Origin of the sequence: Kribbella sp. NPDC051587 (assembly GCF_044453945.1) — a bacterium.
Lineage (GTDB): Bacteria > Actinomycetota > Actinomycetes > Propionibacteriales > Kribbellaceae > Kribbella.
In genome coordinates this window covers 399,292-421,026 of the sequence record NZ_JBITDE010000007.1, presented here as the reverse complement: position 1 = coordinate 421,026, position 21,735 = coordinate 399,292, and the positions used below count along the sequence as shown (strand labels likewise).

The window sequence follows — 21,735 nt, the reverse complement described above, 5'->3', positions numbered from 1 at the left end:
TGGTTAGATGAGAATCCTCGCCGCCCTGATCTCTGCCCTGCTGACCGTGCCAGTGCTGCCCGCTGCGGATCCACTGGTCGTGCGGACCGACCAGGGCGTGGTCCGTGGTGTCGCTCGTGGAGATCACCACGAGTTCAACGGGATCCCGTTCGCCGCGCCGCCGGTCGGACCGCTCCGCTGGCGCTCACCAACGCCCGCCGCGCGATGGACCGGCGTACGGGATGCTTCGGATCTCGGTCCGCGCTGCGCGCAGGCGAAGTCGGACACAGCGGAGGACTGTCTCTACCTGAACGTCACCACGCCGACCTCCGGTGGGCCACGCAAGCCGGTCATGGTCTGGCTGCATGGTGGCGGCTTCGTCGAGGGTTCGGGCGGTGAGTACGACCCGCAGCGGCTGGCAGCCGGCGGCGACGTGATCGTGGTGACGGCCAACTACCGCCTCGGCATCTTCGGCAATTTCGCCTATCCCGGGCTCGAAGGCTCCGGGACCTTCGGGCTCGAGGACCAGCAGGCCGCGCTCCGCTGGGTGCAGCGCAACGCCACCGCCTTCGGTGGCGACTCCGGCAACGTCACCCTTTTCGGCCAGTCGGCCGGCGGTCAAAGCATCTGCGCCCACCTGGCCTCACCGACGGCCGTCGGCCTGTTTCACCGCGCGATCATCCAGAGCTCCCTTTGTACGTCGCCGATCCCGGCCAACGCGCTCGCGCCAGGGCTACCGACCGTCTCCCCGTGGGAAGCGCCCGGCAGCGTCGCCGCTCGCGGCCAGGCCGTCGCCACCGCCCTCGGCTGCTCGTCGGTCGATTGCCTGCGCCGCGACAAGACGGTCGCCGATCTGATGCCGGTCTTCGGCACCTTCTCCGGGCTCTCCTACGGCAGCCGCACGCTGCCCGAGAATCCGGTCGAGGTTCTGGCCGCGGGCCGCGCGATCGACGTACCGATGCTGTCCGGCACCACTCGGGACGAGATGACGTACCTGCAGGGCATGATCGATCTCGCCACGCGGCCACTCACGAGTGCGCAGTACCGGGCGTATCTGAAGGATGCGTTCGGTACCGACGCCGATCGAGTGGCCGCCCGCTACCCACTCCGCAAAGGTGTGCCACCCAGCCGGACCTGGGCGTCCGTGACGACCGACAGCGCCTTCGCATGCCCGACCCTGGCTCGCAATCAGGCCTTCGCCCGGCGCTCCGCGACCTACGCCTACGAGTTCGCCGACCGCACCGCGCCGCCGACGCTGCCGCCCGTCACCTACCCGTACGGCGCCTATCACTCGGCCGATGCGCTGTATCTCTTCGTGATGCGCGACGGCATCCCCAGCCCGGCGCTCACCCAAGTCCAGCAACGTCTGGCCGACACGATGATCGGCTACTGGTCGGCCTTCGCCCGGACCGGCGACCCGAACACACCGGGACTACCCCGCTGGCCGCGATTCCGCGCGGGCCAGTCGATCGTCCAGTCCCTTGGACCCACCATCCGCCGTACCGACCTGAGCGCTGCCCATCACTGCGGATGGTGGAGCACGATCAAGTTCTAGCGCGGCGGGTACGGCGCGTCCTGGAGGCCGAGGTTCTTCCAGACGAAGCGCGGGATCCAGGCGAGGAAGTCGCGCAGGATCAGGGAGTTGCGGGCGATGGTCTGGTGGTCGTGGCGGCCGGGCTCGAACCAGGCCCAGTTGCCGACGACCTGGAACGGGGCCGGCTGGGTGGCCATCAGGAACTCCATCTGGCGCGGGTGGATGACGTCGTACGCGAACTTCTGGTCGCGGGCGTGGATGGCGAACCGCTTGTTGAAGGCTTCGCTCTCGAAGCTGATGCCGGCGCCGAGGCCGCGCCGGCTGACCTGGATCCAGGGCATGTGCACCGGCAGCTCGAAGCCAAGGATCGGCTCGCTGTGGTTCTCGGTGACGGTGCGGGTGGTGGTGCGGCCCTCGGAGTCGGTGGAGGTCTCGGTGCGCGTGGTCTTCCAGTGGTGGGTAAAGGCGACGAACGGCGGGCCGTCGCCGTCGCGGCCGCGGATCACGTCGCTGGTGCTGTGGTCGTGGCCGCCGCGGGTTGTCGGCGTGCTCTGCAGCAGGCTGTCGTCCTGGCCGATCCAGTACCAGTCCGGGTGCTGGTAGAAGCCCAGGCGGGCCTCGCGCTCGGGCTGGATCCAGTGGTCGAGCGGTGTGGCGTCGATCGCGGCGGCGATGGCGGCCAGCTGCTCCAGCCAGGGCGCGAGCAGCTCGGAGTCCTTGTGCGGCGGGTCCTGGATGACCAGCTGGTCGCCGTCGATGCTGAGGTTCACACCCGGCTGGCTCCCGGCCAGCGCGAGCAAGGCGGTGCAGAGCTGGCCGCTCAGCACCTCGTTGGCGAACGCCGGGTCCTGTACGCCGACCGTCCAGCCCGAGCCGAGTTGCGCCGGAACCGGCACCATGGTCGCGGAGACACCGGCCCGGGGCCCCGTCTGACCGCCGGTGATCCACAGTTCGGGCAGGCGGCGCGACAGCGTCACCATGCCGACCCAACCCTTCCAGTACTCGCTGCCGTACTCGATCACCTGGAACGGCCGTCCAGTGCTGGTCAGACCGGTGATCTGATCGTCCGGCGAGCGCTTGAACCCCAGCCCGAACGGCGGGTTGTTCAGCCGCGCGACGGTCGCGAACGACGGGCTGCCGACGAAGGTCCAACCGCGGTCGCGCAGCGACTTCAGGTACCGCTGCCGCCGGACGAACCAGACGACGACCGCCAGCAAGCCGATCAGCGACAGCCCGATCACCACCAGGGGCAAGGTCGACAGTCCGCTCATCGTGTCCCTCTCTGTCACGCGATCCGCCGGTCCGCGGCGCTCACCTGGGACGAGCCAACCACATGGACGGTTCCGGAACGGCTGCTAGAGTCGGCCGCCTAACTGCATATCGCGCCGTTCGAATCGGGGCGGGAGAGTCCGGGTGCGGCACAGCCCGGCGCCGAAGGAGCAAATCTCCCCAGAATCTCTCAGGCCCACTGACCGTTCCGATGAGGCGAACTCTGGAAAGACAGGTCCGGTTGGACCTGCACCCACGGTGCAAACCGCCCGATCCGGCGGCGAAGCTCTCAGGTACCGATGACAGAGCGGGGAGGTCACCCAGCAGTGGCACCGCCTGGTGCCTGACCGAGGGAGCCTCCCAACTTATGGCAGAGTCGCGCGCGACTGCTTTGCACGCAGAGCATCAACAGCTCGGTGCCTCGTTTACTGACTTCGCCGGCTGGACGATGCCGGTGCGGTACACCTCCGACATCGCCGAGCACACAGCCGTCCGAACCACCGCGGGTCTGTTCGACCTGTCCCACATGGGCGAACTCGAGCTGATCGGCGCCACGGCCGCGCAGGCGCTCGACCACAGCCTGGTCGGACAGCCGTCGAAGATCGCGCCCGGCCGCGCGCGGTACTCGATGCTGTGCACCGAGGACGGCGGCATCATCGACGACCTCGTCGTCTACCGGCTCGCCGACGACCACTTCCTGATCGTCGCGAACGCCGGCAACACGGCGGTCGTCCATGCCGAACTGACGCAACGGATGGCCGGGTTTTCGGTTGAGGTTCGCGACGCGACGGAGTGCTGGGCGCTGATCGCCGTCCAGGGGCCGGTCTCCGCGGAGATCCTGGCCGAGCTGACCGAGGCCGATCTGCCCGCGCTCAAGTACTACGCGATCACCGAAGCGAAGCTTGCCGGGAGCAACATCCTGCTTGCCCGCACCGGGTACACCGGTGAAGACGGTTTCGAGATCTACTGCCGCCCGGACGAGGCCGCGCGGATCTGGGCCGACCTGCTCCGGACGGGAACGCCGTACGGGCTCAAGCCTGCTGGGCTGGCCTGCCGGGACACGCTTCGGCTCGAGGCCGGAATGCCGCTCTACGGCAATGAACTCAGCCGCGACCTCACGCCGTTCGAGGCCGGGCTCGGCCGAGTCGTTGCCTTCAGCAAAGAAGCTGACTTCGTCGGCCGCGAGGCACTCGCCCGCCGCCGCGACGAGGGCGCCCGGCGGGTGCTCGTCGGCCTCACCTCAGCCGGCCGGCGGTCACCGCGCAGCGGGTACGCCGTACTGGATCCGGCGACCGGCCGGGAGATCGGCACGGTCACGAGTGGCGCGCCGTCGCCGACGCTCGGGCACCCGATCGCGATGGCGTACGTCGACGCGAGCTACCAGGAAGCGGGAACCCCGCTGCAGGTCGACATCCGCGGTACGCACGACGACGTGACCGTCGTACCCCTCCCCTTCTACCGCCGCCAGGAGTCCTGATGTCCGTCCCCACCGAACTGCACTACACCGCGGACCACGAATGGGTCGCTCTCGACGGCGACGTCGCCACGGTCGGCATCACCGCCTTCGCCGGCGAGGCGCTAGGAGATGTCGTGTACGTCGACCTGCCGGCTGTCGGCACCGCGATCACCACCGGCGACGCGTGCGGTGAGATCGAGTCGACGAAGTCGGTCAGCGACCTGTTCGCGCCGGTCGACGGCGAGGTCGTCGAGCTCAACGAAGCCGTCGTCGTCGATCCCGGCCTGCTGAACACCGACCCGTACCAGGCCGGCTGGCTGGTTCGGATCAAGGTCACCGGACCCACGAATCTGCTGGACGCCGGTGCCTACCAGGCACTGATCGGAGGCGAGTGAGATGAGCACCCTCAACCAGTCCCTGGCCGAGTTCGACCCGGAGATCCACGCGGCGGTGACGGCCGAACTCGGCCGTCAGCGCGACACCCTCGAACTCATCGCCAGCGAGAACTTCGCCCCGATCGCGGTGATGGAGGCGCAGGGTTCCGTCCTCACCAACAAGTACGCCGAGGGCTACCCCGGCCGCCGGTACTACGGCGGCTGCGAGCACGTCGATGTCGTCGAGCAACTGGCCATCGACCGGGTCAAGGCGCTGTTCGGTGCCGACTTCGCCAACGTCCAGCCGCATTCCGGTGCCCAGGCGAACGCGGCCACCATGTTCGCGCTACTCAACCCCGGTGACACGATCCTCGGCCTCGACCTCGCGCACGGCGGTCACCTCACCCACGGGATGCGGCTCAACTACAGCGGCAAGCTGTACGACGTCGTCGCGTATCACGTCCGAGACACCGACTTCGTGGTCGACATGGCCGAGGTCGAGCGGCTCGCGCTGGAGCACCGGCCGAAGCTGATCGTGGCGGGCTGGTCGGCGTACCCGCTGCAGCTCGACTTCGCGGAGTTCCGGCGGATCGCCGATCTGGTCGGCGCCTACCTGATGGTCGACATGGCGCACTTCGCCGGCCTGGTCGCAGCCGGGCTGCACCCGAACCCGGTCCCGCACGCCGACGTCGTCACCACCACGACCCACAAGACCCTCGGCGGCCCGCGGGGCGGCGTCATCCTCACCAACCGCGCGGACCTGGCGAAGAAGTTCAACTCGGCCGTCTTCCCGGGTCAGCAGGGCGGTCCGCTGGAGCACGTGATCGCGGGCAAGGCGGTCGCGTTCAAGCTGGCGGCCACGGAAGAGTTCCGCGACCGGCAGCGCCGTACACTCGAGGGCGCCCAGGCGATCGCGACCCGGTTACTGGCCGACGACGTCCGCGCTGCGGGGATCTCGGTGCTGACCGGCGGAACGCAGGTGCACCTCGTCCTGGTCGACCTGCGGAACTCCGAGCTGGACGGGCAGCAGGCCGAGGACCGGCTGCACTCGGTCGGCCTGACAGTGAACCGGAACGTGGTGCCGTTCGACCCGCGGCCGCCGATGGTCTCCTCCGGACTCCGGATCGGTACGCCGGCCCTGGCGGCTCGTGGTTTCGGGCCGGCCGAGTTCGCGGAGGTCGCGGACATCATCGCCGCCGCGCTCGTCGATCCGGCCGACCTCGACGCGCTGCGCGAGCGGGTCGGCCTGCTCACCCAGAAGTTCCCGCTGTACCCGGAGCTCTGACTCCCTTACCAGCAACGAAATTGCCACTAGTGGCAATTTCGGCTCCGCTTCGGGGCTTCATGCAACGGTCTGGTCCCGGCCAAGCGTTATGGCCTACATAAGGGTCCTGACCGGAAGTTCCGAAGCCGGGCCCGGGGGTATCGACACTCTCTTCATCGACCTCCCCCGGACCAGTCTGTGCTTATACCGGTCTAGACCTGTATTTGCCATGGGCGGGTTCGGAGGAGGCTGGGGTGGCGCAACACAAGCAACTGCACCGCAAGGTCCGCAACACGGTCGCGTTGGTCGCGGTCTGTGTGCTGGTCTGCGGGATCGCGTTCGCCGGGGCGGTCGTCCTGCTGGGCGAGGACAAGCGCCTCGCCGCGAGCGGAGCGCCATCGTCGTCTCCGCTGCGGCAGGCGCCGACGGCCGTGCTCGCGCCAGGGGCGAAGACGCCCGCGAAGCCGGTCGCGAGCGGCTACGCGTGCCCGGGCTACAGCGGTCTGCAGAAGTCCGTGCCGCTGCCGATGATGCTCAGCGACACCTTTGCCTGGGGCAACAACGCGGCGTACAAGGTGGGGAACGGTTCCGGCGACATCAAGTGGGAGTCGGACCCTTACAACGACCCGAGCTGGCATCTGTGGCTGCACTCACTGCGCTGGCTCGGCAACGGAATCGACGCGACCCGCGCCGGCAATGCCAAGGCCAGGAACCACACCCTCGCGATCATCCAGGACTGGGTGAAGGACAATCCCTTCCCTTGGCTAGCAACATCTTCGACTCCGTCGAGGCGTGACGCCAGTGCGTCCGAGTCGACCATGCACCGGACCAACGTGCTGATCTGTGCCCGGCAGGCACTCCTGACCAGTCTTCACACGCGCACGCTGCCGGCGCAGTACAAGTGGCTCGACGACGCGCTGCTCACGCACGCGCAGTACATGATCGACCACTGGAGCGGCGTCCGGAACCACGGCACCGACGAGAGCATCGCGCTGTTCGGCGTCGGCTGTACCTTCGGCCGCCAGGACCTGATGACCAAGGCCCGCGACCGGCTCAACTCGGCCGTCGTCCAGTCCATCGACGCCGAGGGAACCACCAACGAGCAGTCCGTCGGGTACGCCGGCTTCAACTACCGGCTCTGGGGCCGCGCGGCCGCGGTCGTCCGGCGCTGCGGGGTCGATCCCGGCCCGGCGATCGAGTCCCGGCGCAAGCTGCTGGCCGACTGGATGGCGCTCGCCACCAAGCCGAACGGCGAGCTGTTCCAGATCGGCAACACCACGCAGGAGAAGGTCCACAGCGAGCCCGGTACCCCGTGGGAGTTCGTCGCGACGCAGGGTAAGTCGGGTCCGCACCCGGTCCGTCGTACCGGGATCTTCAAGGGCGGCTTCATCTTCGGCCGGACCGGTTGGGGTGAGCAGCGGGCGTTCGGCGCGGAATCGGCGTACAGCATCCGGTTCGGACCGAAGGCGCTGTACCACGGCCACGACGACCATACGTCGATCAACTACAACTGGCACGGCCAGGACATCCTGATCGACCCGGGGTACTACGGCTACAAGAAGGGCGACCTCCAGGACTGGGCCCCGAGCCAGGCCGCCCACAACGTGATGACCATCCCGACCGCCCAGAGCAAGAAGGTGCCGACGCGGCTGATGGGCTCGGCCAGTACGTCGAACTCGGACTACTACCAACTGGCCGACCAACCCGCCGATGGCGTCAACCGGGCTCGCGACCTGCTGGTTCTGAAAGACCCGGACGTCGTTGTCGCGCTGGACCGCGGGGTGTCGACGAGCGAGCAGCGCTACGAGACCCTGTGGCACCTGCCACCCGGTCAGACCGTCACCGTGCAGTCGCCCACCACAGCGGTGGCGACCGGCGGCAAGGTGGAGACCCACCTGTTCCAGATCCCGTTCGGTGACATGAACGGGACCACCACCGTCGACCAGGGCAAGTCCAACCCGGCCCAGGGCTGGTACCTCCCGGACATCTTCGACGCCAAGCCGGCGCCGGTCGTCAAGTTCACCCAGACCGGGCAGAACGCCCGCATCCTGTCCGTCATCGCCCCCGCGGCCACCGGCGAGCAGGTCTCCTACACCACCCGATCCGCCGGCCCGAACTTCTTCGTCGACCTCACCATCGGCGCCACCAAGGTCACCGTCAAGGTGACCCCCGACGGCCGCCTCACCCGGATGAACTGACCTTCGGCCCACTCCGAAGAGCGTCTTCAGCCACCGTCGAATCCGTTGAGCGTCCGCGTCTCACCCGGTCGACTAACGGCATGAGCAATCGCGATCTGTGAGAGCCCGTTCCGACGAACCCAAGGAAGAGAACCAATGGCAACCAGGGATCAGTAGTCAGCCGGACCGCGCCGTCACCGTTCGACGGCGCGCTCCAACTCTGCCTTGGTCATCTTCGACCGGCCCTTGACGCCCTTGTCCTTGGCCTCGTTGTAGAGCTGCGCCTTGGTCCGGCCGCCCGGGCCCTGGTGCGACCGGAGGCCGCCACGGCGGCTCGACGAGATGTCGTGGGTGGAGCTACGACTCGACTCCTTCGCCTCGCCGGAACGGGCGCGTTCCTTGTTCACCGTCCGCGCGGCGATCTCCTCCGCCACATCCTCGCTGCGGCCGCTCTTCTTGAGGCCGGCCTTGATGTGTTCGTACTGCCGTTCCCGCTTCTTGTTCGATCCAGCAGGCATCGTCCAACTCCTTTCGGCCTCCGCCCGGTACCCCAATGGTGTGTCCGGTACCCCAATAGTGTGTAAAGGCACCACCCAGGCAGACAACTTCGTTGCTCGCCATCGCGTCATGAAGTCGTACGGGGTTCGTCTCACCTGCACGGAAGGCGGTCGAGCGAGCGGATGGGGTGTGACAGATGAGCCACGACAGTGGTGGATCGGTGGAACAGGTGGGTGATGTCTGCCGGTTCGGGTGGGCCGTAGGCGGGCAGGCACATGTCTGCCGGCAGGGAAGCGGTCACGCGTTGCCGCACAAATGCGGGTACTGCGGCGTGCAGCACGACGACCCGCACTAACTGCCAGAGACTGTCCGAGGCGCCGTCTAGAGTCAGCGCCCATGAGCGAACCTCCCCGCGTTGCCGGACTGGTCTGGAACGACGGCCTCCCCCAGCTGGAGTGGTCCGCCACCACACCACGCACTCCGCTTCGCCTGGGTGACGAGATCGCCTTCGGCGCCGGTCACGACCGCCAGTGCGTCGGCATCTGGCGCAACGGCAAGCGCCTCGGCTGCCCGACCCGGACGCCGCTCGCGGCCGCTGCACACGGACCGCTCTGCCCCGAGTGCCAGACGATGGATCGTTCGAACTCGATCGCCGCCGACACCCGCCTCGACGATCCCCGCGAGTTCGCCGTCTACCTCGCGCACCACGGCAGCCGCGTCAAGATCGGTATCACCGCCGCTGACCGCGGCTCGGCCCGGCTCCTCGAGCAGGGCGCGCTCAGCTCCGCCTTCCTGTCCAGCGGCACCCTGGCCGCGGCCCGCCGCGTGGAGCGGCTCTTCACCTCCGCCTTCGGCGTGACCGACCGCGTCACCTCCCCCACCAAGCGCACCGCCCGGCTGAGCCCGCCGACCGCCGCCGAGCGGGCCACCGAACTCCGCGACCTCGCCAAGAACGTCAGCACGCTCGACTGGCCCGACGGCCAGGCCCTCCGTGAACTCGAGGTCGTCGACCACACCCCGACGTACGGGCTCCCCGCCGACGGCATCCGGCCCGCTCATGCGCTCGCCCCGCTGACGCCGTACGGCGTGATCTCCGGCCGCATCACCTGTCAGATCGCCCGCGACCTCTACCTCGACACCCCGCACGGTCTCGTCCTGGCCGACACGCAACTCCTGTCCGGCTGGCCGCTCAACCCGCTAGTGCCCGGCGCACCCTTCACGGCCGGCATCGACCCGATCGCCGCGCCGGTCCTACCGCAGGACGCCTTGTTCTAGCGCCTCCGGCAGCGGCGCCGAGTGGACGAGGTGCAGGCGGCTCACCGCTCGCGTCAGTACGACGTACAGGCGCTGCAGCCCACGGGCTTCCGCAGCCGCGATCCGCGCCGGCTCGGCCACCACAACCGTGTCGAACTCGAGTCCCTTCGCCAGCGTCGCCGGTACGCAGACCAGCCGCGTCGCCTCCATCGAGTCCTCCGAGTCGCCCAGCAGCCCGGCCTCCAGCCCCGCCCCGACCAGCTCAGCCTGCAGCGCCTCGATCTGGTCGTCAGCGGCAATCAACGCCACCGATCCCTCACCAGTCAGCGCGATCCGGCACGACTCGACCACCGCTGCCGCCAGCTCGTCCTCATCAGTCCGTACGACGGCCAGCGCGTCAGCCACCGTCCGCACCCCGGTCGGGACACCGAGCGTGGGAGCGATCTGCGGCAGCAGGCGAGCGGCGAACTTGATGATCTGCTCCGGCACCCGGAACCCCCGGTCCAGCTCAACCACTAGCCCGTCCGCCTTGTCCAGGTGGCCGAGCACCTTGTCCCACGACCCCGCAGCCCACGGCGTGGTCGCCTGAGCAACGTCGCCGAGCACCGTGGCCGACCCGATCCGGCAACGCCGACCCAGCGCCCGCAGCTGCATCGCCGACAGGTCCTGTGCCTCGTCCAGCACCAGATGCCCGAGCGAACCGGCCTTCCGTTCGATCAGGTCATCAAGCTCATCCAGCAACACCGCATCGGCCGACGACCACTTCGCCGCCTTCCAACCGCGGGCCGGCTTCGCCCACAGCAACGCCGTCTGCTCGTCCGCCGTCAGATCGTCCCCCGCGACCTCGGCCAAGAACGCCGCGTCGGACAGCAGCCGGTGCAGCACCTGCTCAGGCACCAGCTTCGGCCACACCGAATCCACCAGCGCCTTCACCGGCTTCGACCGCGCCACCGCGTTCTGTACCCGGTCATCCGGCGAATCCCCCCGCCGCTCCATCAACACCAGTACGGCGTGGGCGAGCCGCTGCGCGAGCGCATTACGGCCGGCGGCGTACCCGGTTGATCCGCGCAGCGCGGCGACGATCTCCTGCGCCTCGTAGTCGTGGATCCGGAACCGCTGTGCCCCCTTGCTGTACAGCACGCCCTCGGTCGGCGTACCGATGAACGACCACAAGGCCCGCACCAGTACGGCGGACATCCGCCCATCGCCCTTCACCCGCGCGGTCTCGGGGCTGTCGGTCGCCGTGGTCGGGTGCGTGATCAGCTCCTCGATGGTGATCTGCCGGACGTCGACCTCACCCAGCGCGGGGAGGACCTTGCGGATGTAGGACAGGAACGAGCGGTTCGGCCCGACGATCACGACGCCGCCGCGCCGGAGCCGCTCGCGCTCGGTGTAGAGCAGGTAGGCGACGCGGTGCAGACCGACGGCGGTCTTCCCGGTGCCGGGCGCGCCCTGCACGCAGACCGACGGGTGCAACGGTGCCCGGACCAGGTCGTCCTGCTCTGGCTGGATGGTGGCGACGATGTCGCGCATCGGCCCGGTCCGCGGCCGCTCGATCTCGGCCCGCAGGAACGCGTCGCCCTGGTCGTGCGCCTCCGGCCCGATCATCGGCTCGTCCTCGAAGCCGGTCAGCTCGGCGCTGTCGGAGAATCCGTACCGCCGGCGCAGCAGCACCCGCTGCCGGTCGGAGTGCGTGGCCCGGTAGAAGGGGACCGAGACCGGCGCCCGCCAGTCGATGACGATCGGCTCGCCGCTGCCGTCGTGCACGTGCCGACGGCCGATGTAGATCCGGTCGATCCCGTCGATCGTCCCGTGCTCGTAGTCGAGCCGGCCGAAGAAGAGCGGTACGTCGGGCAGGTCGACCAGCGCCAGCGTCCGCTGCTCGTGGGCGCGCTGGTTGGCCTCGTTGGTGAACCGCTCGTCGTTGTCCTCACCCCCGATCACGGGGATGTCGCGGACCAGGACGTCGGCGTACATCCGGGCCAGTGCGGCCTGGGCCTCGGTCAGAAAGGCGCGCTCGGAATCAAGTTCGGCCATCGCTGGGGTGCCTCGTTTCGTGAAGGAGAACGGACAGCGCGGGCGACCACCAAGGGTCCCGCCCCGGACGGGTCCGGTTCGATTCGATCCTTCACACAGGCACTGCATGTCGCCCAAAGCAGACGCGCGACGTTACCAGGCAGCTACTCAGGCCACCACTCAATTAAATGAGCAGCCCTTCCTCATGGGCGATCGCCGATGCTTCGGTCCGCGACGCAGCGCCCAGCTTCCGCAGCACGCGGGCGACGTGGGTGGCGACCGTGTTCCCCGAGACGAACAGCTCGCGCGCGATCTCGGCGTTCGAGCGCCCCTTCGCCATCACCTGCAGCACCTCGAGCTCCCGGGCGGTCAGCCCGAACGCCCGCCCCGGCCGCGGATCCGTACCAAGCCCGACCCGGTTCGCCAGGACCGCGATCCGCGCCAGCATCGGCTCGGCCCGCAGCTCGGCCGCGATCGCCCGGGCCTCCTCCACCGCCGCCCGCGCACCTCGTTCGTTGCGTCCGGCAAGCTCTTCGACAGCGAGCCCCATCAGTGCGTTGGCGAGTTCGTAGGGCTGGCCGATCGCCCGCCAGCCGTCTACCGCCCCCTGCCACGCCTGCACTGTGCCCTGCTCGAGGGCATCCGCCGACCGCAGGGCCGCTTCCGTCCAGGCGCGCCCCGCCATCTCCGCTGCCGCGAGGTCACGCGCCGCGGGTAGCGCCGCCAGGTTCGCCGACTGCGTGACCGCGATCAGCAACCACGTGGCGTCGTACCCGTTCCAGACCGGGTAGCGCAGTGCCTCCTCGACCGCCCGCTGCGCCCCCACGTCATCGCCTTCCATCGTGGCCAGCATGAACCGCACGGTCAGCATCATCGGCGTGAACGGCCGTGCCTCACCACAGAGCTCATCGGCCTCGTCGAGCAGTCTCCTCGCGTGGTCGAAGGCACCCCGCCGTACGGCGATCTTCGCCGCCACGTAGTGCAGCGCGGCCACGTACCGCGGCGGCGGCGCATCGGCCAGCGCGTCATCGAGTACGTCGAGCGCCTCGTCCCAACGGCCGAGCCGGAACAGGCCGTACGCGCGGTTCTGCGCCAGCATGCTGCCGCGCGACCGCTGGAGGCCCCAGCGCGCAGCCAACTGCTGCCCCCGCGCGTTCTGCTGCACCGACTCCTCGGTCCGTGCGTCCAGCACGAGGGAGATCGTGCCCCACTGGATCGCGGTCAGGCAGAGAGAATGGTCGCCGACGCGCAGCGCCAGCGCTTCACAGCGGGCATAGACGCTGAGCGCCGACTCCGTACGGCCCTCGACATCGTGGGAGTACGCGATCGGGAGCAGCGCAGCGGCGCGCAGTCCGTCGTCGTCGAGGCTTTCGGCCAGCTCGTAGGCCTGCTGCCCGAGCAGCTCGGCCTCCTGCGGGAGGTCGTCGACACACAACACGAACGCGAGCCACGACAGCAGCCGGCTCCGCAACGGATCGTCGACCCCGGCAGGCACCAGGTCGACCGCTCGCCGGAGATTGGCCGATCCGGACTCACCGAGCCGATTCTGCAGCAGGCCCTGGAGCCCGAGGAACCGCGCCGCCCGGGTCGGCTCACTCGCTACGTCCATCTCGGCCAGTGCTTCGATCGAGTGCCGAACGCCCCAATCCGCCCGGCCTGCGACATAGGCCGCATCGACTCCCGCCGCCAGGACGTCAACGTGGCTCACGCCGGTCAACGTCTCCGGGCTGTCCACCTTGGGCCAGAGCGTCAAGACCTTGTCGAGCAGGTTGAGTTGATCGTCGTACGCGAACTGCCGGCCGGCCACCGCGGCCGCGCGCCACGCCGCGGTCAAGGCCCGCCCCTGCTCGCCCGCGGCCTCCCAGTGCTCGGCCAACGCGGCCGCCTGGTAGTCGCCGTCGGTGTTGCGCGTGTCGATCGCGGTCGCGTACCGGCGGTGCAAGCGCCGCCGCTCCCCCGGCAGCAGCGCGCCGTACACGGCCTCCCTGATCAGGTCATGCCGTACGGCGTACACGGTGTCCCGTACGACGACCTGGTGCCGCTCGACCAGCTCGTGCAGCGCCTCGTCATTCGGCCGCTCCAGCACGTCGGTCAGGATCACGTCCGGTACCTCAGCACCGGCCACCGAAATCGCCGCCAGCAGATGCCGCGCATCCGGAGACAGGTCCGCGACGCGATCAAGCAGCAGATCGTTCAACCCACCATCGGCCCCGGACCCACTCGCCCGCAACGCCTCGACGAACAGCGGGTTCCCATCACTACGCCGATGGATCTCACTCACCACAACAGGGTCAGCCGGTCGCCCGTCGACCGCAGCCAGGAGCGCCGCCACCTCACGACGACCAAGCGACGAGAGCTCCACCCGTACGACGTCCGCGCGGCGCCCCAGCTCACCCAGCAGCTGTCGCGTCGGGTGACCGGGCGTGAGCTCACCGGAGCGGATCGTGCCGACCAGTAATACCGGGCGATCGATCAGATTCCGAGCCAGGTAGGCGAACAGCTCCCGGCTCGACGCGTCCGACCACTGCAGGTCCTCGACTCGCAGCACCACCGGCCGCTCGGCGGCCGCCCGGCCCAGGAGGCTGAGCACCTCCTCGAAGAGCCGCACCTGACCGCCGTCGGCACGAGTCAGCCCGAGCTCGGGCCACCAGTCGGCGAGCGCCGTACCGTCCGAGGGCAGCTCGGCCCGCAGCCGGTCGGCTCCCCAGGCGCGCAGCAAGTCGCGCATGACCGCGACGAACGGCAACCAGGGCGTGCCGCCGGATCCGTGCTCAAGACATCCACCGGTCAGTACGAGCGGGTCCCCGGCCAGCTTCCCGATTGCCGTCCTCACCAGCCGCGACTTGCCGATCCCGGCCTCACCGGTGACGAGCACCGTGGTCGACTCACCGGCCCGGACCTGGTCGTACGCCGCCTCGAACGCAGCGAGCTCGGTGGCCCGGCCGACGAGAACAGGGCTGATGACTGGCGACGGCATGGGGCCAGCTTGCCATCACCAGGGAGCGCGGCACCCAAGTCACCAGTTCTGGTGACGACCCGGACCGGGGTCGACACCGAGAGTTGAGACATCAGCCCCTGCAAACAAAGGAACCACCGAAATGACGAACTCCCGTCGTACTGTCGTCGGCAACATCTCGCTGTCCCTGGACGGCAAGGTCAATGGCCCTGGCGGCGACTTCGACATGAGCTGGATCGTGCCGCACGCCGGTACCCCGGTCACGCTCGATCACATGGTCCGGGTCACCTCCCCGGCCACCACGGCCCTGCTCGGCCGCAAGAACTACCAAGGCTTCGGCGGCTACTGGCCGTCGGTCGCCGACGACGAGAACGCTCCGGAGCAGAGCCGCCAGTTCTCCCGCTGGCTGAACGAGGTCGAGAAGGTCGTCTTCTCCTCGACGCTCGACCACGCCGGCTGGCAGAACAGCTGGATCACCACCAGTGACCCGGCGACTGCGGTCAAGGAACTCCGCACCCAGCCCGGCGGCGACATCATCGTCCTGGCCAGCGCCAGCGTCATCCGCGCCCTGCTGGCCGCCGACGAACTCGACCGCCTCTCCATCACCCTCTGCCCCGAGCTGGTCGGCGGCGGCACCTCGCTCTTCGACTCCACCCTCATCCCCGGCTCGTGGACCCTCGTCGACAGCACTCCCGGCGAGAGCGGCACCCTCTGCCTCCTCTACGACCGCAAACGCGCGTAGCCCCGGCCGCCGTCCCAGCAGTTGGACGGTTACCGGTAGGCGCGGGCCTGCAGCTCGAACAGCTCCGCATAGCGACGGCCCGACGCGAGCAGTTCCTCGTGGGTGCCGACCTCCTCGATCCGGCCCTCGTGCAGGACCACGATCAGGTCGGCCATCCGCACGGTCGAGAACCGGTGTGACACCAGCACGGTGATCCCGCCGGTCTCCGTCCCCGCAATCCGCGCGGCTTCGGCGTACTGCTCGAACAATCGGTGCTCGGCCTCCGGGTCGAGCGCCGCCGTCGGCTCGTCGAGCAGCAGCAACAACGGCCGCTCGCGCATGAAGGCCCGCGCCAGCGCAAGTCGTTGCCATTGGCCACCAGACAGCTCCGCTCCGCCCTCGAACTTCTTGCCCAGCTGGTTGTCCAGCCCCTTCGGCAGGCCGGCGATCACCGACTCCGCATCACCCCGGACGACGGCCGCCCGGATCGCGTCCTCGTCGTCCAACCGGTCGAGATCGCCGATCCCGACCACCTCGCGGGCCAGGAACTCGAACTTCACGAAGTCCTGGAAACCGGCCGACATCCGCGACCGCCACAGCGCCGGATCGATCGTGGACAGCTCCGAACCGTCGACCAGGATCTGCCCGGTCGTCGGGTCGTACATCCGCGCCAGCAGCTTCACCAACGTGGTCTTGCCGGCCCCGTTCTCCCCCACCAGCGCGACCGCCGAGCCCGCCGGGATCTTCAACGAGACACCACTCAGCACGGGTGAGTCGCCGCCGGGATACTCGAAGCCGACATCCCGCAGCTCGATCCCCGAGCTGAGCTTGACCGGCGCCGGCATCGTACTCGTCTGCCAGGAGTTGTCCTTCGCGTACTCCCGCAGCCAGTCGTACCGGCTGAAGCTCCGGGCCACCTCGCCGACCCAGTAGATGTTCTGCGCGATACCGCCGGTCATCTGATCGACCTGCGGCGCCAGCAGCAGCACGAGCACCACGTCACCGGCCGAGGCCTGGCCGTGCCGCGCTCGCACGATCACCCAGACGATCGCCGCGGCATAGGCCAGCGCGAACGCCAGCCGGACCGAGCCGTCGATCTTCCCGCTCCACCGCGCCGCGGCGACCCGCAGCTTGAACCGCTCGGCCTGCAATCCTGAGATCCGCTCGATCAGCAGCCGCCCCAGCCCGAACACCCGCAGCTCGAGCGCCGTCCGCGGATCCTTCGCGACCTCGATCAGCCGATCGGCCAGCCGCTCCTGCGGCAAAGAGTCCTCGTAGGCCTTCTCCTCCCGCATGCTCCCCTTGTACGCCGACCAGATCCGCGCGGTCCCGAGCAGCGGCAGCAGCAAGAGCAGTGGATGCACCGACCCCAGCAACGTGAGCACGGTGACGGTGTTGGTCACGGTCCCGAACACCCACAACAGCACCTCGGCGCCGACGCCCATCCGCCAGGCCCGCTCCCGGACCAGCTCCAACCGATCGGCCACATCGGGCCGCTCGTGGTGGGTCAGCCCGGGGATTCGCGTCGTCACGTCCAGCAGGTCGGCATGCACCCGACCGGCCATCCGCTCCTGGGCCGTCGCCTGCAGCGGCCAGCCCACGACGTCCGCGAGGAACGACACGGCCAAGCCGCCGATGATGATGGCGATACCGGTCGCGATGGTGTTCGACCGATCCAGGCTCAGCCCCTGCACGAGCAGACTGATGCCGTACGTCTGCGTCGGAGCCGTCACCGCCCGCGCCGCGACCAGCACCGTCGACATCGCCATCAGCACCGGCGCCGCCCGGAACGACGTGACCAGCCACAGCCGGCCGATCCGCAGCCTACGCATCGGTCACGTACCTCTCCGCCTGCAACCGGAACATCTTCGCGTAGGTCCTCTCCGCCGCGAGCAGTTGCTCGTGGGTCCCGTCCTCGATGATGTGACCGTCCGAGAGCACACAGATCCGATCGGCGTTCCGCACCACCGAGAAGCGGTGCGAAATGATCAGCGACGCCACTCCGGACGTCAGCTCGAGATACCGCTCGACCAATTCGACCTCCGCGCGGACATCCAGCGCCGCGGCCGGTTCGTCCAGCACGAGCACCCCCGCGCCCGCATGGACGGCGAACAGTGCCCGCGCGAGCGCGACCCGCTGCCACTCCCCACCAGACAGATCCACACCACCGTCGAACGCCTTGTCCAGAACGGTTTCCCAGCCCTTCGGCAGCCCGCGCACCACCTCCACGATCCCCGACTCCCGCGCCGCCCGGGCCAGTGCGGCCTGGTCGCCGGCCCGCTCGATCGCACCGAACTCCACGTTGTCCGTCACCGACAGCGGGAAGCGCAGGAAGTCCTGCACGATCGCCGCGACCCGCCGCTGCCACACCGCCAGGTCCAGCTCCGCGAGATCGACCCCGTCCACCAGGATCCGCCCACTCGTCGGCCGGTACGCACCGCAGAGCAGCTTCACCAGCGTCGACTTGCCCGCGCCGTTGATGCCGACCAGCGCCAAGGCCTCGCGCGCGTGAATCGTCAGATCGAGATCCCGCAGGACGAGGTTCTCCGACCCCGGGTAGTGAAAGCTCACTTTCTCGAACCGGATCTCCCGCACCGGCATCGTCTCGATCCGGTGCTTCCCCGTCGCCACCGGCTCCGGATGGCGCGACGCGATCGTCTCCGGCAGCGCGACCATCGCCCGGTACGCCGACAACCCGCGCCGCAACTGGACAATGCCGTACCCGTTCCCGGAGACGCCGATCGCCAGAATCGCCGGTACGGCGGTCGCGACCTGCGTCAACGGCAGATCACCGGCCAGCGCGGCCCGGCCGACGAGCAGGATCGCGAACCCGTCCGCGGCCAGCCGGACCAGGCCCATCGCGATCGACCACGCGACGTTCCTGCCGCGCTTGGCCCAGACCGCGCGGAAGCCGGCCGTCCACTCCTGGATGTAACGCTGGACCACCCACTGGTGCAGTCCGAAGACCCGCAGTTCCTTCGGGGCGTCCCGCATCCCGAGATCGAACAAATAGCTGGCACGGCGCTGCTCCTCGGTGTTGCCCCACCACATGTCGATCTCGCCCTCGATCATCCGGCCCTGGTGCCACTCCAGCAGCAACGTGACGCCGACCAACAGCGCGGCCACCAGCCAAGAGAACATCAGCCCGACGATCACCGCCGACCCGATCATCGTGATGCGCGCGGCGAGCACCCACGGCAGCTGCGACATGCCCTGGGACAGATGGAAGCCGCCCTTACCCTTCGCCCGTTCCTGGACGTCGAGGACTTCGCCGTCCTCGAGGTGTTCGATCCGTTGCGGCTTCAGCAGCGGCTCGGTGATCCCGACCCCGATCTCGCGCACGACCGCGGCCTCGAGCACCATCGCCGTGACCCGATGCAGCGCCGGCGTCAGACTCTCCAGCACGAACACGACCAGCAGCGCCGCGAGCAGCCAGCCGAACGCCCACAGCGACATCGCCCCGGCCGACCCTTCGACCACCTTGGGCACCGCCCCGACGACCTGCCCGGTCAGCAGCGTGACCGCCATCCCCAGCACCGAGCCGAGCACGGCCAGCCCGATGGTCAGCCCCGTGCTTCCCGGCGCGATCCGCAGCCCGTATCTCAGTAGAGTCAGCACTCGACAGACGGTAACCGGTCTAGCCGACAGAAATCACGGAATTATCTCAGCCCGGCGCATCTCCAGCAGGTCCGCGAGCTTGATCGACTCTCCGTCGCGGCCACCTTGACCCACCACGAGTGGTGGATCCGACGGAACCAGCTTCACGCCGGTGACCCGGGCGGCCAGGCTGGCCGTCGTACCGAGGATGTAGAAGTTGGCCTCGGTGTCGACTCCCACCGAGCGGTTCTTCCGCAGGTACCAGCCGCTGATCCCGGTGCGGTAGCTCGTGCTGGACCCGATCACCTGCGCCCGCAACGCCTCCGGTGCGACGCCATGCTCCTGCAACGAGCGCACGAAGTCGATCAGCAGGACCTGCGCCTGGGCCGAGTCGGCAGCCTTCCGCCGCTCGAGTGCGGCCGCCTGCTCGATCGACGCCTCGCGACGCCGCTCCCGCCAACTCGTCTGGTCGTCCACACCCGCAAAGCTACTGGATGCCGTAGTCGTGGATCTTCCGGTAGATGGTGGCGCGGGACATCCCGAGCGACTTGGCCGCGCGGCCCTTGTGCCCGTCGTTCGCCAACAGGCTCCGGATGATCGCGTCCCGCTCCAGCGCCTCCAGCTGGCTCAGGCTGCGCCGGCTGATCGCCTGTACCCGCGCCGGCAGGTCGCCGGGCGTGATCACTCCGGCTCGCCGACGCCGCGCGACTACCTGCTGCAGCACGTGACACAGCTCCGCAGTGTTACCCGGCCACGGCGACCGCATGAGCTGGCGCATGGTGTCCGGGCCGCAGCTCAGCTCGCCATGACTCAGCCGATCGAGGAAGTACGGCACCAGCTCCCGCACGTCCTCGATGTGGTGCCGCAGCGGCGGTACGTCGACCGTCAGCGGGAACAGCGTCAGCAGATCACCCAGATCGGGCGGCTCCCCCTCATCCGGGGTCAGGGTGAGCACGACCCACGGCAGGTTGGACGGTCGCCGCTCCAGTACGCCGTACAGCGCGTCAACCGTGAAGTCGACCATCCGCGCATCGAGCCGCTCGGCGTGGCGCAGTACCAGCGTGCGCAGGGTGTCATCGGCCAGCTCGGCCTCAAGCTCGAGGGCGAACCCCGCCCCCGCGGCGTCGATCACGCGGCACGGACCGCCGTGGTCGTTCTGCTGGTGCGCCGCCCGGGCCAGCGCGACCTTGCCCACTCCGCGCTCACCGGTCAGTACGACCCATTGCCGCGCACGGCACGCGTTGTCGGCCTCACGGCTGCTGCCGAGCCACGCCGCGCTCCGGCCGACCAGTCCGGGCAGCAGGGGCCGCGACGGCGGTCGGTGACTCTCGATGGAAGGCGCCTGCCCCAGCACACTGATCTGGATCAGCCCGGCGGCACCACGCGCGCCGCCCTCAACCGGACGGCAGTTGATCCGCACCCACGTGCCCGAAGGCAACTCCGCTGCTACTGACTCCGCCGTACCGCGGCTCAGGCTTTCACCGGCATAACCCAGTACGGCGCGTTGATCCGCCGCGTCCAGGAACTGTCGGGCCTGCGCGTTCATCATCAGCAGGTCGTCGTCGACCACCATGACCATGTCGCCGAGCCGGCGGCTGCTGTTGCGGTACGCCTGAAGCAGTGCCAGCTCGCGGGTGGAGCTGTCGGAGAGCATCGCGGCGCGGATGTTGTCGGCGGTCGTCTTGGCCAGCGCGATCAGCAGCGACCCGGCGTCCTTGCGCCAGCAGGTCAGGTCGATCGCCCCGACCGTCTTCCCGGTGACCGGGTGCTTGATCGGTACGCCGGCGCAGGCCAGGTCCTCGAGGTCCTCCGCGTAATGCTCGTGGCCGAAGACGTGCATCGGGCCGCCACCCTCGAGCGCCGTACCGATGCCGTTGGTGCCGGCGAACTCCTCGGCATAGCTGAACCCCGGCGCGAGGTGGACCTTGTCCAGGTGCCGGCCGAGACCGGCGTCAGCGGTCAGGCGTTCGAGGACGAGTCCGCTGCGGTCGGTCAGGATGATGCTGATCGCCTGGCCGTCGAGATTCTCGTGCAACTGCTGGAGCACCGGACGTGCACTACGGCTCAACGGCAGCTCGAGATCAGGGTCGGCGACGTACGGGAGGGCGATGCGGTCCGCGGGCAGCTTCCACCGCTGCGAGCGCACCCAGGACGCGAGGATGGTCGGCCGCACGTCGGCGGCGCGGACCGGTTCGAACGTCAGGAAGTTCAGCCGGGCCTGCGCGACCCGTGGGCTGGTCTTGGTTGTCAGAGCGAGTTCGTCCACAGAGCCTCCCCACTGCACTCCTTTCGAGAGTAGTGCAGTGCGCCACATCCGCGGTCTCAGATTGAGACATCCGTTGCGTCCGGGTGGCCGTCCGATGTGAAGCATGAGCGAGACCTACAACCCCTGGACCATCGTCCACGCGGTCTTCGAGCATCTGGCCGCCGCCGGCCTGCATCCGGTTCTCGGCAGCGACGGCAATCCCAGCGAGCCCGCGGCCGAGCTGCTGCGGGCCCTCGGGATCGATCCCGACATCCAGGGCGACCAGCGGATCGCGGTCGCCAAACAGGAACGCCTGGCCGAGCTCAGACAAGCGATGTTCGGCGAGCCGTGACCGGCATCTCATATTGAGACCTCGGTGCGGTCGCGGCGGCGAT

Annotated in this window: 17 protein-coding genes and 1 riboswitch; of the genes, 9 read left to right on the top strand and 8 right to left on the bottom strand. The window is 69.0% G+C overall.

Going from position 1 to position 21,735, the window contains the following annotated elements:
• Positions 1-7: 7 nt before the first annotated feature.
• Entirely contained in the window at positions 8-1,534 is a 1,527-nt protein-coding gene (locus ACIA49_RS26075) for a carboxylesterase/lipase family protein (RefSeq protein WP_396379941.1), read from the top strand.
• Here the strand turns inward: ACIA49_RS26075 and ACIA49_RS26070 are convergent.
• Positions 1,531-2,784: a hypothetical protein gene (locus tag ACIA49_RS26070; RefSeq protein ID WP_396379940.1), complete on the bottom strand. Its 1,254-nt coding sequence runs from the start codon at positions 2,782-2,784 to the stop codon at positions 1,531-1,533. The genes ACIA49_RS26075 and ACIA49_RS26070 overlap by 4 nt on opposite strands.
• A gap of 119 nt (positions 2,785-2,903) precedes the next feature.
• Positions 2,904-2,998: riboswitch (glycine riboswitch) on the top strand.
• A 151-nt stretch (positions 2,999-3,149) separates the two neighbouring features.
• Here ACIA49_RS26070 and gcvT point away from each other — a divergent pair.
• From gcvT to ACIA49_RS26050, 4 genes are all read left to right on the top strand, one after another.
• Positions 3,150-4,259: a glycine cleavage system aminomethyltransferase GcvT gene (gene gcvT, locus ACIA49_RS26065; protein WP_396379939.1), complete on the top strand. Its 1,110-nt coding sequence runs from the start codon at positions 3,150-3,152 to the stop codon at positions 4,257-4,259.
• Complete coding sequence (gene gcvH, locus ACIA49_RS26060; protein WP_396379938.1) at positions 4,259-4,633, top strand: glycine cleavage system protein GcvH; 375 nt, start codon at positions 4,259-4,261, stop codon at positions 4,631-4,633. The genes gcvT and gcvH overlap by 1 nt, the downstream gene beginning before the upstream one ends.
• A gap of 1 nt (position 4,634) precedes the next feature.
• The gene (glyA, locus tag ACIA49_RS26055) at positions 4,635-5,897 is read left to right on the top strand and encodes a serine hydroxymethyltransferase (RefSeq protein ID WP_396379937.1); all 1,263 of its coding nucleotides are present in this window, start codon (positions 4,635-4,637) and stop codon (positions 5,895-5,897) included.
• A gap of 233 nt (positions 5,898-6,130) precedes the next feature.
• Positions 6,131-8,074, top strand: coding sequence for a heparinase II/III family protein (locus tag ACIA49_RS26050; RefSeq protein ID WP_396379936.1), 1,944 nt, complete (start codon positions 6,131-6,133; stop codon positions 8,072-8,074).
• A 173-nt stretch (positions 8,075-8,247) separates the two neighbouring features.
• Here the strand turns inward: ACIA49_RS26050 and ACIA49_RS26045 are convergent, their stop codons facing one another.
• Positions 8,248-8,571, bottom strand: coding sequence for a plasmid stabilization protein (locus ACIA49_RS26045; protein WP_396379935.1), 324 nt, complete (start codon positions 8,569-8,571; stop codon positions 8,248-8,250).
• Positions 8,572-8,747: 176 nt separating this feature from the next.
• On the opposite strand from ACIA49_RS26045, the gene ACIA49_RS26040 reads away from it, so the two are divergent.
• Positions 8,748-8,906 (top strand): hypothetical protein, encoded by a 159-nt coding sequence (locus ACIA49_RS26040; RefSeq protein WP_396379934.1) that lies wholly within the window; start codon positions 8,748-8,750, stop codon positions 8,904-8,906.
• A gap of 41 nt (positions 8,907-8,947) precedes the next feature.
• Positions 8,948-9,826 carry a DUF2797 domain-containing protein gene (locus tag ACIA49_RS26035; protein ID WP_396379933.1) on the top strand — a complete coding sequence of 293 codons (879 nt, stop codon included), beginning with the start codon at positions 8,948-8,950 and terminating at the stop codon, positions 9,824-9,826.
• Here ACIA49_RS26035 and ACIA49_RS26030 read toward each other — a convergent pair.
• Both ACIA49_RS26030 and ACIA49_RS26025 read right to left on the bottom strand, forming a co-directional pair.
• Positions 9,803-11,842 (bottom strand): HelD family protein, encoded by a 2,040-nt coding sequence (locus ACIA49_RS26030; RefSeq protein ID WP_396379932.1) that lies wholly within the window; start codon positions 11,840-11,842, stop codon positions 9,803-9,805. The genes ACIA49_RS26035 and ACIA49_RS26030 overlap by 24 nt on opposite strands.
• Positions 11,843-12,005: 163 nt before the next feature.
• On the bottom strand, positions 12,006-14,798 hold the full coding sequence (locus tag ACIA49_RS26025; RefSeq protein ID WP_396379931.1) for an ATP-binding protein: 2,793 nt from the start codon (positions 14,796-14,798) through the stop codon (positions 12,006-12,008).
• Between the two features lie 121 nt (positions 14,799-14,919).
• On the opposite strand from ACIA49_RS26025, the gene ACIA49_RS26020 reads away from it, so the two are divergent.
• Entirely contained in the window at positions 14,920-15,519 is a 600-nt protein-coding gene (locus ACIA49_RS26020; RefSeq protein WP_396379930.1) for a dihydrofolate reductase family protein, read from the top strand.
• Positions 15,520-15,548: 29 nt separating this feature from the next.
• Here ACIA49_RS26020 and ACIA49_RS26015 read toward each other — a convergent pair whose 3' ends face one another.
• The 4 genes from ACIA49_RS26015 to ACIA49_RS26000 are packed head-to-tail and all read right to left on the bottom strand — an operon-like array spanning position 15,549 to position 21,361.
• Positions 15,549-17,330 carry an ABC transporter ATP-binding protein gene (locus ACIA49_RS26015; protein ID WP_396379929.1) on the bottom strand — a complete coding sequence of 594 codons (1,782 nt, stop codon included), beginning with the start codon at positions 17,328-17,330 and terminating at the stop codon, positions 15,549-15,551.
• Positions 17,323-19,116 carry an ABC transporter ATP-binding protein gene (locus ACIA49_RS26010; protein WP_396379928.1) on the bottom strand — a complete coding sequence of 598 codons (1,794 nt, stop codon included), beginning with the start codon at positions 19,114-19,116 and terminating at the stop codon, positions 17,323-17,325. Before ACIA49_RS26010 ends, ACIA49_RS26015 begins: the two co-directional genes overlap by 8 nt.
• 33 nt (positions 19,117-19,149) lie before the next feature.
• Positions 19,150-19,572 (bottom strand): hypothetical protein, encoded by a 423-nt coding sequence (locus tag ACIA49_RS26005; protein WP_396379927.1) that lies wholly within the window; start codon positions 19,570-19,572, stop codon positions 19,150-19,152.
• A 10-nt stretch (positions 19,573-19,582) separates the two neighbouring features.
• Positions 19,583-21,361, bottom strand: a complete 1,779-nt coding sequence (locus ACIA49_RS26000) for a sigma-54-dependent Fis family transcriptional regulator (protein ID WP_396379926.1) — start codon at positions 21,359-21,361, stop codon at positions 19,583-19,585.
• Positions 21,362-21,464: 103 nt separating this feature from the next.
• Here ACIA49_RS26000 and ACIA49_RS25995 point away from each other — a divergent pair, with 103 nt between their 5' ends.
• Positions 21,465-21,692, top strand: coding sequence for a hypothetical protein (locus ACIA49_RS25995; protein ID WP_396379925.1), 228 nt, complete (start codon positions 21,465-21,467; stop codon positions 21,690-21,692).
• Positions 21,693-21,735 lie beyond the last annotated feature (43 nt).